General features: G+C 42.7%; 15 protein-coding genes. 10 read left to right on the top strand and 5 right to left on the bottom strand.

Annotated features, from left to right (window positions below; translation table 11 throughout):
- Positions 1-6 precede the first annotated feature (6 nt).
- From hutH to AQUSIP_RS11080, 4 genes are all read left to right on the top strand, one after another.
- Positions 7-1,530 carry a histidine ammonia-lyase gene (gene hutH / locus AQUSIP_RS11065; protein WP_114834348.1) on the top strand — a complete coding sequence of 508 codons (1,524 nt, stop codon included), beginning with the start codon at positions 7-9 and terminating at the stop codon, positions 1,528-1,530.
- A gap of 117 nt (positions 1,531-1,647) precedes the next feature.
- Positions 1,648-2,949 (top strand): hypothetical protein, encoded by a 1,302-nt coding sequence (locus AQUSIP_RS11070; protein WP_114834347.1) that lies wholly within the window; start codon positions 1,648-1,650, stop codon positions 2,947-2,949.
- A 193-nt stretch (positions 2,950-3,142) separates the two neighbouring features.
- Complete coding sequence (locus tag AQUSIP_RS11075; protein WP_114834346.1) at positions 3,143-3,310, top strand: DUF1328 domain-containing protein; 168 nt, start codon at positions 3,143-3,145, stop codon at positions 3,308-3,310.
- Positions 3,311-3,353: 43 nt separating this feature from the next.
- Positions 3,354-3,569, top strand: coding sequence for a CsbD family protein (locus AQUSIP_RS11080; RefSeq protein ID WP_114834345.1), 216 nt, complete (start codon positions 3,354-3,356; stop codon positions 3,567-3,569).
- Between the two features lie 82 nt (positions 3,570-3,651).
- Here AQUSIP_RS11080 and gstA read toward each other — a convergent pair whose 3' ends face one another.
- Complete coding sequence (gene gstA, locus AQUSIP_RS11085; RefSeq protein ID WP_114834344.1) at positions 3,652-4,260, bottom strand: glutathione transferase GstA; 609 nt, start codon at positions 4,258-4,260, stop codon at positions 3,652-3,654.
- A gap of 116 nt (positions 4,261-4,376) precedes the next feature.
- Between gstA and AQUSIP_RS11090 the strand changes: the two genes are divergently transcribed.
- Positions 4,377-4,826 (top strand): nucleotide triphosphate diphosphatase NUDT15, encoded by a 450-nt coding sequence (locus AQUSIP_RS11090; protein WP_114834343.1) that lies wholly within the window; start codon positions 4,377-4,379, stop codon positions 4,824-4,826.
- Here AQUSIP_RS11090 and AQUSIP_RS11095 read toward each other — a convergent pair whose 3' ends face one another.
- Both AQUSIP_RS11095 and AQUSIP_RS11100 read right to left on the bottom strand, forming a co-directional pair.
- Entirely contained in the window at positions 4,827-5,687 is an 861-nt protein-coding gene (locus AQUSIP_RS11095) for a bifunctional methionine sulfoxide reductase B/A protein (protein WP_114834342.1), read from the bottom strand.
- Positions 5,688-5,721: 34 nt separating this feature from the next.
- Positions 5,722-6,486 carry an SIMPL domain-containing protein gene (locus AQUSIP_RS11100; RefSeq protein WP_114834341.1) on the bottom strand — a complete coding sequence of 255 codons (765 nt, stop codon included), beginning with the start codon at positions 6,484-6,486 and terminating at the stop codon, positions 5,722-5,724.
- Positions 6,487-6,628: 142 nt separating this feature from the next.
- Between AQUSIP_RS11100 and nudC the strand changes: the two genes are divergently transcribed.
- From nudC to AQUSIP_RS11115, 3 genes are all read left to right on the top strand, one after another.
- On the top strand, positions 6,629-7,441 hold the full coding sequence (gene nudC / locus AQUSIP_RS11105) for an NAD(+) diphosphatase (protein WP_114834340.1): 813 nt from the start codon (positions 6,629-6,631) through the stop codon (positions 7,439-7,441).
- A gap of 79 nt (positions 7,442-7,520) precedes the next feature.
- Positions 7,521-8,522 (top strand): VIT1/CCC1 transporter family protein, encoded by a 1,002-nt coding sequence (locus tag AQUSIP_RS11110; RefSeq protein WP_114834339.1) that lies wholly within the window; start codon positions 7,521-7,523, stop codon positions 8,520-8,522.
- 105 nt (positions 8,523-8,627) lie between these two features.
- Positions 8,628-9,785 carry an AAA family ATPase gene (locus tag AQUSIP_RS11115; RefSeq protein WP_114834338.1) on the top strand — a complete coding sequence of 386 codons (1,158 nt, stop codon included), beginning with the start codon at positions 8,628-8,630 and terminating at the stop codon, positions 9,783-9,785.
- A 253-nt stretch (positions 9,786-10,038) separates the two neighbouring features.
- Here AQUSIP_RS11115 and AQUSIP_RS11120 read toward each other — a convergent pair whose 3' ends face one another.
- Complete coding sequence (locus AQUSIP_RS11120) at positions 10,039-10,248, bottom strand: DUF378 domain-containing protein (RefSeq protein WP_114834337.1); 210 nt, start codon at positions 10,246-10,248, stop codon at positions 10,039-10,041.
- A 69-nt stretch (positions 10,249-10,317) separates the two neighbouring features.
- Complete coding sequence (locus AQUSIP_RS11125; protein ID WP_114834336.1) at positions 10,318-12,141, bottom strand: FAD-binding protein; 1,824 nt, start codon at positions 12,139-12,141, stop codon at positions 10,318-10,320.
- Between the two features lie 95 nt (positions 12,142-12,236).
- Here AQUSIP_RS11125 and AQUSIP_RS11130 point away from each other — a divergent pair, with 95 nt between their 5' ends.
- Together AQUSIP_RS11130 and AQUSIP_RS11135 are read left to right on the top strand one after the other, a co-directional pair.
- Entirely contained in the window at positions 12,237-12,968 is a 732-nt protein-coding gene (locus AQUSIP_RS11130; protein WP_114834335.1) for a 4'-phosphopantetheinyl transferase family protein, read from the top strand.
- A 227-nt stretch (positions 12,969-13,195) separates the two neighbouring features.
- Entirely contained in the window at positions 13,196-13,534 is a 339-nt protein-coding gene (locus AQUSIP_RS11135) for a hypothetical protein (RefSeq protein WP_114834334.1), read from the top strand.
- Positions 13,535-13,587: the final 53 nt, after the last annotated feature.

Here is a 13,587-nt window from a genome sequence, read left to right on the forward strand (position 1 = left end):
GATAACATGAAATTCACGCTCAAACCCGGCCAGTTGAAATTGTCTGACATCCGTCTTTTGCTGGATGAAAATCGGATACTTGAACTGGATAAAAGCTGTTTTGCTTCCATTTATGCTGCCGAAAAAGTAATTACAGACATCATCGCTGCAAATCAAGTTGTCTACGGCGTAAATACCGGCTTTGGTGCACTAGCTAATACACACATTAATCCGGCTGACCTTGAAAACCTGCAACGCAGCCTCGTTCTCTCTCATGCGGCAGGCACGGGGGAGCTCTTAAATGATGAGACTGTACGACTCATTCTTGCTCTGAAAATTAATAGCCTGGCACGCGGTTATTCCGGTGTGCGAATGCAAACGATTGATGCATTGATTCAACTTTACAACGCAAAACTTTACCCCTGTATTCCTTCTCAAGGTTCAGTCGGCGCTTCCGGTGATCTCGCACCGCTCGCGCACATGGCAGCTGTTTTGCTGGGTGTAGGCCATGTTCGCTATCAAGGTACTATTATCACGGCAATAGAAGCCCTCGCCCACATTCATCTTAAACCCTTACAACTCGCGCCCAAGGAAGGGTTAGCGCTACTCAACGGCACACAAGTTTCAACAGCGCTCGCCCTCATGGGCTTATTGGCGTCGGAAGAAATTTTTATATCTGCGCTGGTGGCAGGTGCGCTATCCGTGGATGCCGCACGCGCGAGTGATACGCCTTTTGACGAACGTATTCAATTTATACGCGGCCATGCAGCACAAATAAAAGTAGCAAGTTTGCTGCGTGAACTTTTACAGCAGAGTGAGATACGCGACTCCCATCAGCAATGTCACAAGATACAGGATCCCTACTCGCTGCGTTGCCAGCCGCAGGTCATGGGCGCATGCCTTTCGCATATGCATTATATTAGCGAAGTGCTGCTAACAGAGGCGAATGCTGTATCCGATAATCCATTGGTTTTTATCGAGCAAAATGCGGTTCTTTCAGGCGGAAATTTTCATGCAGAACCGGTCGCGCTCGTCGCGGATGCGCTGGCAGTCAGCCTTGCTGAAATCGGTGCACTCTCTGAAAGACGCATTGCTTTACTTGTTGATCCACATTTCAGCGGCTTGCCTGCTTTTTTAGTAAATAATCCAGGCGTCAATTCGGGATTCATGATCGCACAAGTGACGGCAGCGGCCCTCGCCAGTGAAAATAAGTCGCTTGCTCACCCGGCGAGCGTAGACAGTTTGCCTACTTCAGCCAATCAGGAAGATCATGTTAGCATGGCAACCTATGCGGCACGCCGCTTACTGCCAATGGCAGAAAATACTGCCACGATCGTTGGCATCGAGCTATTGGCAGCGTGCCAAGGGATTGATTTCTTGCGCCCGCTTAAATCCTCTCCACAGCTTGAAAGAATACATACGCTGGTGCGGCAGCACGTTGATACCTACGACAAAGACAGATATTTTGCACCTGATATTCAGAAAATTAAATGGTTAATTCAATCGGGCAAAATTCGAAAACAAATTGATTTAACTATATTCCGGAAATAAATAAAGATAAAAATTTTTATCAAATTCAGGCTATCTTATTGGATAAAAACCTACTATTCATTTGCTATACTATAAACAGTTCGACGCTTGAAAATACTATAGTGAGAGGAAATGAAAATGCCTGTTTTTTTTCAAAAAAGCGAACAAATACCTACAATCGATAAGCAGGTCTTACTCATCCATAACAAGCATAATAACCAATTTTCTTTGCAATTAATGGCTTATAATCGAAATGACGATTCTGTTCTCCAAATTACCTTCTCACCTTACGAATCTGAATTAACCGAAAAAGACATTGCGGAATCAGAAGTTACGTCTTTAAATTTTGGCAACGATCCAGAGCTTGCCATGCAATTTCAAATGGCCCTTTTGACCTATGCTTTTGAACACAAAGATGAGCTAGAAAACAAAATTAATAATGATACAGTTGCTACTTTGATCAAAGTAGGATTAAAAGCATTTGAAAACCATCCTGAAATCACTAAACTTCCTTTACTGTTGGACACAAACAATGAAGAACTTTTGAAAACCCTATCAGCAAACGGCTCAGCGCTTGATATTAAACCTCATTTCGAAGACTTTTCAAAAATGGGTTTTGTCGCCTGTATTCCCGACTATACTTATCAAACAAAAGACATCGATACTTATACTTCTCCCTGCGCAGCTATTCTCAGCCCAACTGCACGTGACCCTTCTTATTTTGAAAAACAAAACCCCAAGAAACAGGAACCTTTTACGCTGTTTAAAGACAAAAGCCATACTTATTTTGAAGATCGAAAAGCTTCGCCCTTATTACCTTATAGTTCTATTTTTAAAGATAACCCGAATTTAGCCAAAAGAGGCATGTATCAGCGATTAGGTTCAGTGTTTGCATTCCGGGGCGATGATAGAAGCATAAACGAGATTTTTGAAGCGGGTGGATTCTGGCCGAATGTCACCCGGCCTAAAACGCCTTCTAATTATGCCAGCATAGATAGCTTGGATATCGGTTCACATCAAGAAGGCGGCGGACTTCCATTCTCAGCTCTGATTAGTTTTTCATTTGGTATTCGCGAAGCAGCAAAACGCGCAAATGATCAATACTACTATGTTACAGATGTTATCGGCGGCTACACAGAGCAAAACCGTGACACTGAAGATGAGCTAACTGCAGTGGGCGGCGTAGATTTTCAGAATGTTATTGCATTTCGCAAAGGCAATCACCATGGCCCCATCTACTTTAAAAAAGAATTTTATGAAAAACATCCCGCATTGGCTCATGAAATTTTATTGCTTATGAGTGGCAAACAGCCTTTCACAATAAAAGAAGGAATTGAATTTGTAGATTATGAAAATAAAAAATTTGGATACCGTAATTGGGACGGCGAGATTGAGTTTAAGGAGATGGACCAATTTAAATCTTCGCGAAGTTTTAGATAATAAACATTTAAAATATTCCCTTATAGATTCATAGCCTTGGTTTTTTCTCCCCTTCTTCAAGCAGTTAGAAAATTAAAATCTGGATCTAACTGATTATTATTAAATTAATACTGAATGTTGAAACTCGTTAACTTGATTCTTTTTTGTGATAAGCGTAACGTGAATATAGATGGGCGGCCTTACGAGGTGATTTATGTTATCTTGGATCTTCACGTTCTTGGTTCTAGCTATCATTGCAGCTGTCTTTGGTTTTACTGGTATTGCCGCTGCAGCGACCGGAATTGCAAAAATTCTTTTTTACATTTTTATAATCTTATTTGTTTTATCACTCATTGTGCACCTTGTTCGTAGAGGTCCGTGAGTGCAAGTCCCATAATAATAAATGGTCAAAAGGAGGGGATATTATGAATAAAGACATTGTAAAAGGTCACTGGAAAGAAATTAAAGGGAAATTAAAGCAACAATGGGGAAAATTAACAGACGACGAAATCGATACTATGCAAGGAACTTTTGAAGAGCTGGAAGGTAAATTGCAACGTCATTACGGTTATCAAAAAGAACAAGCCGAAAGGGAAATCGAAAAATTTTTAGAAAGGAATCATCTAACTGAAAAAACTTAATAAAAATATTTCGTGTTTTTAAAAAGCTGAATTCATCATTCAGCTTTTTTTTGGCTTTCTATAATTGAATCCGAATTGGATTTTACAACAAACTTTCTTGCTGCAATGATTGCTGAACAGATTTTCGCTGCTTGACTAGATGATAATATTGCATCAAATGAGGCCATTTTTCTGTGTCAAATTTAAAGTATATCGCCCAATTAATCATCACCAACATATAGGCATCCGCTAAGGTAAACTGATCACCCAGCAAGTATTTTTTGAGTTGAAGATGCTTATCCACATAACTTAATTTTGCATTTAGTAATGGCTTAAAAAATTGATCTTTCACTTCCTGCGATAAGGTAGGATTAAATAATGGACCAAAGCTCTTATGCAGTTCCGTCGCAACATAATTTTGCCACTCAAGAATACGATAACGGTTAAAATCATCCGTAGATGGTAATAATTCCACCACTTTTTCTTTATCTGCCAGATATTGTAAAATCACCCCATTCTCGGTAAGAATTCCATTTTGGTCTGTTTCTAATGCTGGAACAGCACCTTTATCATTAATCGAGAGGTAATCCTTACCAGATTCGGTTTTTTTGGTTCGCAAATCGACGGATTCATATTCGCAAGATAATCCCAATTCATTGATGATAATTCTGGAAGCTAGCGAACAGGCACCTTTGGAATAATACAGTTTCATTGTTTCTCCTTTAGTTACTTCCTTTGCTCGGATAGTTGGATTGAAAAGGGTAGGGAAAATTTTATCGCTACTATATAATCCTTTCGTAATAAATACCTAACTTAAGAGATAAGACCATGATAGTCAAAGTGGGAGTTGGTGTCATGATATTTAATGAGCACCAGCAGGTGCTGTTGGGTAAACGGCTTGGCAAGCATGGTTATGGTACACGGGCTTTTCCTGGCGGCCACTTGGAATACAAAGAATCACCCTTTGACTGCGCAGTGCGTGAAACCAGAGAAGAAACGGGACTCATTCTTAATTATGTCAATCAGGGGCCATGGACAAACGATGTCTTTGACGATGGCAGCCATTACCTCACCCTTTTTATGCTGGCGAATCATCCTGGCGGCATACCGCGTGTGCTTGAACCTGACAAATGTGAAAAATGGGAATGGTTTGATTGGAACGATCTACCCGCTCCGCTATTTAGAACGATTATAACTCTCAAATCCAATCATACCGACCTCATCAAAAGTCTGAAGGCGAAGGCGCATATCGGTAATTACGGGAGCATGCTCCCGTAATTATGGGGCAAACTTTTTGGTATACTGATGGCAGTAGGGATGTTTGCCCGTTTTTGCGTAGTAATCCTGATGATAAGTTTCTGCGGGCCAAAAAGTGCTAACCGGTTTAAGTTGCGTTGCCACTTCAAAGCCCAAACCTTTTAGCTCAGCGATTAATTTTTGGGCTATTTGCCTCTGTTTATCATCATAATAAAAAATGACACTCTGATATTGCTCACCTAAATCAGGGCCTTGACCGTTCGTTTGGGCCTGATCATGAATCTCAAAAAAATATTTGGTCAGGTTTTCATAATCTAAGCTTGCTGGGTCATAAATGACCCGAACCGCCTCATAATGACCGGTGCGACCCGAACAGATTTCCTCATAGGTTGGATAAGGCTGATGGCCTCCGGTGTAGCCAGCTTCGGCCTTTAGTACACCGGGTAATCTTTTGAAATAGTATTCCACGCCCCAGAAACAACCAGCGGCAAATATCGCTTCCTCTGTGTCCATGACATTGAGATCAGAAACAAAATCAAGGCTGAGTGAATTGACACAATGACGCGTATTCTTTGCGGTAAGTCCTTCCCCTTCAAAAACATGTCCCAAATGAGCCCGGCAGCGTACGCATAAAATCTCCGTGCGTCTGCCGTCTGCATCCATTTCACGAAGAATGGATCCGGCAATTTCTTCATCAAAACTCGGCCAGCCGCAGCCTGAGTGAAATTTTGTATGTGAACGATAAAGCGGTAAGCCGCACTGACGGCATAAATAAGTGCCCGATTCGCCGAAGCGATCATATTCACCTGAAAAAGGCTGCTCTGTTCCTTTGTCTTTCACGACAGCAAGCACATGCTCAGGCAAGCTTTTTGTTTTTATCATCGTGCGGCGGCCCTTAATCGGCTATTGTCCACCTCTATCGCAAGCGATAATCGATGGTCGTCACCAGCCTGACTTTTTTATCAATAGAACCTAATGCATTCTGATTGCTGTTCCAGTCAGCACTCATCGTACTGGTGTCTCTTCCCATGATCTGGAAAACACCTTGGCTGGCACGCTGGATCCCCGCCAATTTACTGTCTGAATCTTTGGCAAACTGCTCTGCTACCGTGCGTGCGCTCTTGGTGGCTTCTGCGAGCATGGCAGGTCGAATGCTATCCAGCTGTGTGTAATAAAAACTTGGGTTAGGACTCAAAAGACTGGCGTCAAAAGTAAGCGGTACGCCTTGCTGCAGAAGTTGATTGGCGATTTGCACGGTTTTTTGAATGAGGTCCACATTGATAGAACGTACACGCACGCCGGCAGTGACAACATAGCGCTGGTCGTTGGTCGTTTGCGTGCCAGGCTGGCTATAAATATTGGCTAAACGGTCTTCTACTTTCAATTGGGTATGGCCAATTTCATCATCGGTAAAACCCTGCTTTTTCAAAAAGGCAATGACCACATCCTGATCGTGTTGCAAACGCTGATCCAGTTGTACCAGATCGTTGCCCACTTCCCTATAGTTAATCTCCCAGATGCCGAGATCCGATTTCACATCTTTTTCTGCGAGACCTTTTACCGTTACCGAACGGCTCATTTTCTTGACGAGATAAAAGCCTTTTCCAATACTGTACCCGGCGCCCAAGAAGCCTATGCTTAAAATAATTGTGCAAATGACAAATGTTATTTTATTTATCATAAACCCGCCTCATCACTTAGTTAACAGAGAAGGTTCATTTTCGCATAATTCCATTCGATTTTAATAGTAGATTTACGTTCACAAATCACATATTGTAAACCGATCCCCATTTGTGAAATGCCAGTTTTGCAAGGACTGAACCATGACCTCACCTGCATCAAAAAAGTTAAGTTACTGGCTCGTTTTTCAGAATGATTGCCTGCTGATCGCCAAAAATGATACTGCCCATAAGCTATTGACTGCATCAGCCATTAACGAATTAATAGCAGCATTTTCCAGGCAGCACCTGTTAGCCCAGTTTGATGATTTTGATATTTACTGCGCAGAACTCGCAACCGAATCTTCCCTTCCTCAATCGATCGATCCCATCCCCTTCAGAAAAGCGCTTGAATCGCTAGGAACGGACTGGTATAGCATTGCTGCCAAAGCACGCGCCATCATTAACTGGGATAAAAATCATCAATATTGTGGGCGCTGCGGCCATCCAACAGAACTTAAAACAGGCGCTTTTGAACGTCATTGCCCTGCCTGTTCATTGGTTTTTTATCCTCGCATTTCACCTTCGATTATTGTATTAATTCAAAAAGGGGACCATATCCTCATGGCGAGAAGTCATCATTTTCTTCCGGGTGTTTATGGTCTGATTGCCGGTTTTGTTGAAGCGGGTGAAAACGTGGAAGAAGCTGTCCACAGGGAAGTCAAAGAAGAAGTCGGCATAGAAATTAAAAACCTCCGTTATTTTGGTTCACAAGCCTGGCCCTTCCCGGATTCACTGATGATTGCTTTCACAGCTGAATATGCCGCAGGCGACCTTATGATTAATCCCTCTGAAATTGAAGAAGCCGGCTGGTACCATATTGATCATTTGCCAGGACGGCCATCCTCTAGCATCAGTATCGCCAGAAAGCTTATTAATCATTTTATTGAACAACAAAAAGGCAAGAGCCCTGTTTGATTGTAATTATTATTTTGTTATACCCTTTTACAGTCTGTGAAATAATACCGAGATTATCGCCGAGTACTAAGGAAAACACATGCAACTCTATGACAACTGGCGGGAAGAGAAACGGTCAGCCTACCTTTATGCCGTTATGGCAGAGAATGAAAAAAATATTCTGCATCAAAAATTATTTTCTGATCTAAAAACTGCCGCAGAAAGCCAGGCTGATGTTTGGAAGAAAAAAATTGAAGACAATGGGTTGCAACCGCCAGGCATTTATGTACCTGATCTGCGCACTCGCCTTGTGGCCAGACTCATCAAATGGGTCGGCGCTGAGAACTTACATCACATTCTCGCCGCCATGAAAATTCGCGGGATGTCTGTGTTTACGCAATATCATGCTGAACACCGGCATACGGGTTTAAATGCTGCTAGCAATCTGCGTGCCGCTGTCTTTGGGATAAACGATGGCCTCATTTCTAACATGAGCTTGATTTTGGGCATTGCTGGCGCAAATGCAAATCAACATGTCATTATTCTTGCAGGTGTTGCGGGTCTGCTTGCCGGCGCGTGTTCCATGGGTGCTGGCGAATATATCTCAGTACGTTCGCAGCGCGAAGTATTTGAATATCAGATCGCGATTGAAAAGCAGGAACTGGAAGAATACCCTGAAGAAGAAATGGAAGAACTCAGTCTTATTTACCAGGCACGCGGTGTCCCGCGTGAAGCGGCTGACAAACTGGCCCAAATCATGATTGATAACCCGGAAACGGGATTAAATACCCTGGCTCGCGAGGAGCTGGGTCTTAATCCTGAAGAACTGGTCTCGCCGATCGGCGCCATGCTGGCTTCGTTTTTCTCATTCGCTGTCGGCGCTTTTATCCCGCTCCTGCCGTTTCTCCTGGGAAGTAATTTACCGAGCCTCTACATGAGTATGGGTTTGACATCCGCTGCTCTTTTCGTCATTGGCGCCACCCTCAGCCTCTTTAATAATAAAAATCCCGTCCTGCAAGGTTTGCGAATGTTGGTCATCGGTTTTCTTGCCGGGGGGCTAACATTTGTGATCGGCAAAGGATTGGGGATCGCAATGTATTGATAATAAAATTAAATTTTTCTCCGAGGTTGCTTTTCCCCTTTAATTAGTTAGTTGTCTAATAGATGGCTGTCTAATATACTAATGACAAAATAAAGAGGCTCTCTTATGCACACCGATTATTTTCCTTTGGGCATTGCACAGGGAAAAGCATTTTGTAACCGGGTCAACGAACGTCAACGTCTGGCTAAAAATATTAAAGCTCACCAGCATACACTCATTACTTCGCCACGACGCTATGGCAAAACCAGTCTGGTTACCTTTGTCATGAATGACACTGGTATCCCTTTTGCCAATGTCGATTTTTTTGTTGCGCTGGATGCCAAAGCTTGTGAAGAACAGCTAATTCAGGGCACTCAACGGCTGCTCCATCAAATTTCCAGCAAACCTGAACGCCTGTTCAATCATATTAAAGATTATTTCATTCAATCTAAAAAAAAATGGACCATTGGTTATAAAGGAGTCCATCTGGAACTCATCCCCGACAAGGAAAATGATCCTGCAACTAATATTATGGATGTATTACTTGCGCTGGAAAGCGTACTCGCAAAAAAGCGTCAACATGCCGTCTTATTTATCGATGAATTTCAGGAAATCGGCGCACTGCCCTCCGCGAAAGCACTAGAAGGCGCCATCCGCCATGTTGCCCAGGAAACAAAATATCTTCTGCTAATTTTTTCTGGCAGTAACCGACATTTATTAAATCATATGTTCGACGATAAATCGCGCCCGTTATATCTGTTGTGTGAGCGTATGATTTTAGACCGCATCGCCGAAGATGATTACGTTGCATTTATTAACAACGTTGCGATGAAAACATGGAAAAAATCTCTGTCAGACAAAACACTTGAACAACTTTTTACCCTGACAGAACGTCATCCTTATTATATAAATGTGTTATGTAATGCGCTATGGAAAAACCATATGGACCAATCTCATCCGCCAGACGCGGAAGCAGCCAGCAAATATTGGCAGGAATATATTCATATAGAAAAAACACGAATCAGTCGTGAACTTTCTCAATTGAGTTTTGGCCAGCGTAAAATCCTCACAGCTGTTTCATTTGGACACACAACAGAATTAACAGGCAAACACATTCTGCAAAAAATTGGCATTACAGGGCCAAGTGTCATCAGTGCGCTGCAAGTGCTTGAGGAAAAAGATTTGATAGGCAGAAAAGATGACGGCAGTTACTTCACTATCGATCCATTAATGAAGGCATCGTTGCGATATTTTTACCAGGATGCTTTTGAAATTCAGGCCTGATTTTTCGTGAGAAAAATATAAATAAGTTCTCTGTACACGACAAAATTTCTAACCGTTCATCTTTCGAGACGGCCGCTTCGCGGCCTCCTCAGGGATGAACGGTTAGAAATTTTGTCGTGTACAGAGAAATAAGTTAATACAATTTGCGGATACCAGCGCAAACCGGCATCCAGAATGTCCCCAAGGAACGTCCGGATGCCTGTATTACGACATCAAAAGTGAATTAATATATCTCGTAAAAAACTGAAAAGGATCAGGGCGTCTTTTTCATTTTTTCCAAGTAGATCAAATAGCAAAGATACCCTGCTGCCACTCCCACGACAATGAAAATGAGACGGCCGAGCAAGGCGCCAAAAATAGACATAATAATATCGGTGTTAAGCAAACCCATCAGACCCAAATTGATCCCGCCAACGAGAACAATAATCAGGGCAATCCAACCGTAAAGATTTAAGTCTTTCATGTACAACTCCTTTTGAAATATTCCGGTTAAACCACTAGATAGGATAGCACAAGAAATAAGTGTCTCCTACTAGGGCTCTATCCGCCCAGCTGCAATCGATTGCCGGCACATGCCACCACGTGTCCATGACTCACTCCCTACACAGTGATGACAGTAAAAAAGGCCATCTGGATCGTATTTTTGTTTTATGGCAAATAACCTTGCATAATTATCGCCCCAAAATGCTTTTTGCCAATCCTTTTGAAAATAATCTGCCTCATTGACATACGTACCTGCATTGGGAGCAGCCTGAATAAATAGTTGCATGGCCTGGTTAATCTTTTGAACCGTCTTTCCAGCCTCCTTGATATTAGGCTCGCTACCTTTTACACCCGGATAAACTTGATTGCTGGCAGCTCCCATAATGACCAAAGCAGCAGAATGAAAGGCAGATGGATGCGTTGCCGTTTCGCGGCCCGCTTTAATCACATCATGAGGTGCACCTGCTAGACCTTTATTAATGTGAAGCGAAACAGGAGCAAGCCGTGAAGCCTTATAAAATAGATCAGCAAGCTGATTAACATTTTTATCTTCAAAAAGTGTAAGGGGCAACCACCAGGATTGATAAGTATACCAATAAGCCGACACTTCCTTACTATTTGGCGCCCACCAAAATTCGCCTTTCGAGGCCCCTTTTGCTGTATTCAGCTTGATAAATTCGGGATGATTCTTTTCCCAAAAATGATAGTCCCACACCTTTTGGGGAGGTACGGTTATCATTTTGATTTGTAGAGTATAGTCGTGATTTGCCTGCAGCCAGGCTTGCAAAGGCTGCCATACTTTCTCGGCTTGTTCCTGATTCAATCCTTGAAATACCAGGAATATTTCAATCTTGTTATTTGCATTAAATGAAAATTGCTCCCCCCAATGCTCATTATTGAGGTTCTCACGAAAAAAAACAGTAAATTGACGCAGCAGTTTCTTATAGGCTTCATCGTTTTTGGCAGAAATGGTTCCTTGCAAAAAGCCAAAATACGGAGGAAGTGGATGAGTTTTTAATGTCATTTTTGTGACAACGCCAAACGTTCCGCCGCCACCGCCGCGTATCGCCCAAAAAAGATCTTGATTCTGGCACTTGTTGGCGATGATCGTTTCACCCTTGGCTGTTACCACTTCTACCTGCAAGACGCCAGTTGCACCTGTACCGAATTTTTTTGAAAAACTTCCAAAACCACCACCTTGCGTAAATCCTCCTGCAGCGCCAACCGTAGTACATCCCCCTCCCTGCACATACTGATTATGTTTGTTTGTCGCTTCCTCATAAGCATCCAGCCATCTGCTACCTGCACCTACTGTGATAGCAGAAACAGGCTGTTCGCCTGCTAAACAGCCAACGGGTACAAAAGAGGGATTAAAACGGATTTCACGCATTTTATGCGTCCATATCAATAACGAATTCGGCGCATTGGACCGCCCCAGATAATCATGTCCTGTCCCTTTAATGACAAGCCTCAACTGATGCTGACGCGCAAAATTAACTGCAGCAACAATATCATGCGTTGTTTCTGCTTCAACTGCATATTGGCTGACTTGATGATTCCAAGCTCCTAGCCAACCCTGGCTTTGTGATCCGCCTGGATGTGATTCATTAAAAAAAGGATTATGGATTTTTTTTAGCGCCGACCTGCAAGTCTGACTAGTTGCATTTACCCTGCAGGCAGTCATAGGATCCGTTGGTTTGACAAGCTGCCCTGTAAGCTGTTTTGCTAATGCTTCCCAGTCCCTGGCTTTGGGCCAGCAGGATTGGCCTGGTTGACAACGGCAGAAAGGTGCCTGCTTGCTTGTTTGCGCCAACGCATTTGAGATAGGGGTAGATAAAATAAGCACTAAAATACACATAAAAAACCGTATCATCTTCCCTGTTCCTTTTCCTTAAGGTATCGCGCAATCCGAATTCAGGTTAAAATAGCTCCAGTTTTTGGTATCTGCATCACCCAATGAAGTAAACAATGATAGTAACATATCCTATGCATTTAAAAGCGCATGAAATTCACATCTGGTCAGCCCATTTAGCACTTACGCCCGAACAGGAAGAAGCGCAGCTTAGACTATTAAGTCCGGATGAAAATGAACGTGCTCAGCGCTTCCAGTTTCCTATTCATCGCCAGCATTTTATTGCAGCACGCAGTACTTTGCGCAAAATCCTCGGCGTTTACCTCAACACTTCTCCACAAGATATACGCTTTGTTTATACTGAACATAAAAAACCGCTTTTAGCACATCCCGCCTATGCGCGGTTAAAGTTTAATATGGCTCATTCGCATGACATAGCTGTTTATGCCTTTGCTCTGGATCAGATGGTTGGCATTGATATTGAAAAAATTAAAACCACTTATAATGCTGCTATTGCTAAACGTTATTTCAGCCAGCAAGAAAATGCAGCATTGGAGCAGCTCTCAGGCAAGGAACAAATAAATGGTTTTTTTCGTCTCTGGTCACGCAAGGAAGCACTCGTAAAAGCGGCGGGCAAGGGTTTATTTATTCCCCTCTCTAGTTTTTCCGTTTCACTCGACAAGAAATGTGAAACCGTGCAACTGGAAGGGGAAACCTGGACATTACTGTCACTCGCCCTTCATCCTGCTTACGAAACTGCACTGGCCAGTAATCAGTCCATCCGTTCAATTTTGTTTTGGGCTTTTTTTGATCACAGCCCTGTGCAGCTCTCCTCCCTCCATTTATAAATCATGCATAAGCGTTTTTAGTTGCTGCGCTGCAACACAACTCATGCTTAAAAGTCCAATAAAAATTGTACTGAATGAAGCGAGTTACGATATAATTAAAGTGTCGCTTCAAATTGAATGGATCATCCGTCATCCCGTAGCCGATCCGCGTTGACGTCACACTTCCGCCAACCTTCCGTTGCTCGCAGGATGATCAGTCAGTGTCAAAATACAAGGAGGACCCGATTATGCCCTATCAAGAATTTCTGGAAAACTGGAAAATTTTCTCTGATTTGATAGACAAACTTCCCTCTACGCAGAACGAGCAAATCAATACGTTGATGAAGCGGTATATTGAACAGAATATCCTTATTATGAATGACGTATTCACCACCAGCATTGACAATCTGAAACGATTGGAAAAAGCAAAAACACCAAATGATATTATTTGCACACAGGCGCGGTTCACGAATGAACTCAATAAAAAATTGTCCCTGTCAGCACAGCGCTTTTTGAATGCATCCTTAGGCCACATCGCTGACTATAACGAATGGCTCAAAGCACATTGTGATCTCGCTACTGATTAGGATAACGATATGGCAATGTTAAAAGCCTGTATGAGGCATTTTCCAGACAGATG

This window comes from Aquicella lusitana, assembly GCF_902459475.1.
Classification (GTDB): Bacteria; Pseudomonadota; Gammaproteobacteria; order DSM-16500; family DSM-16500; genus Aquicella; species Aquicella lusitana.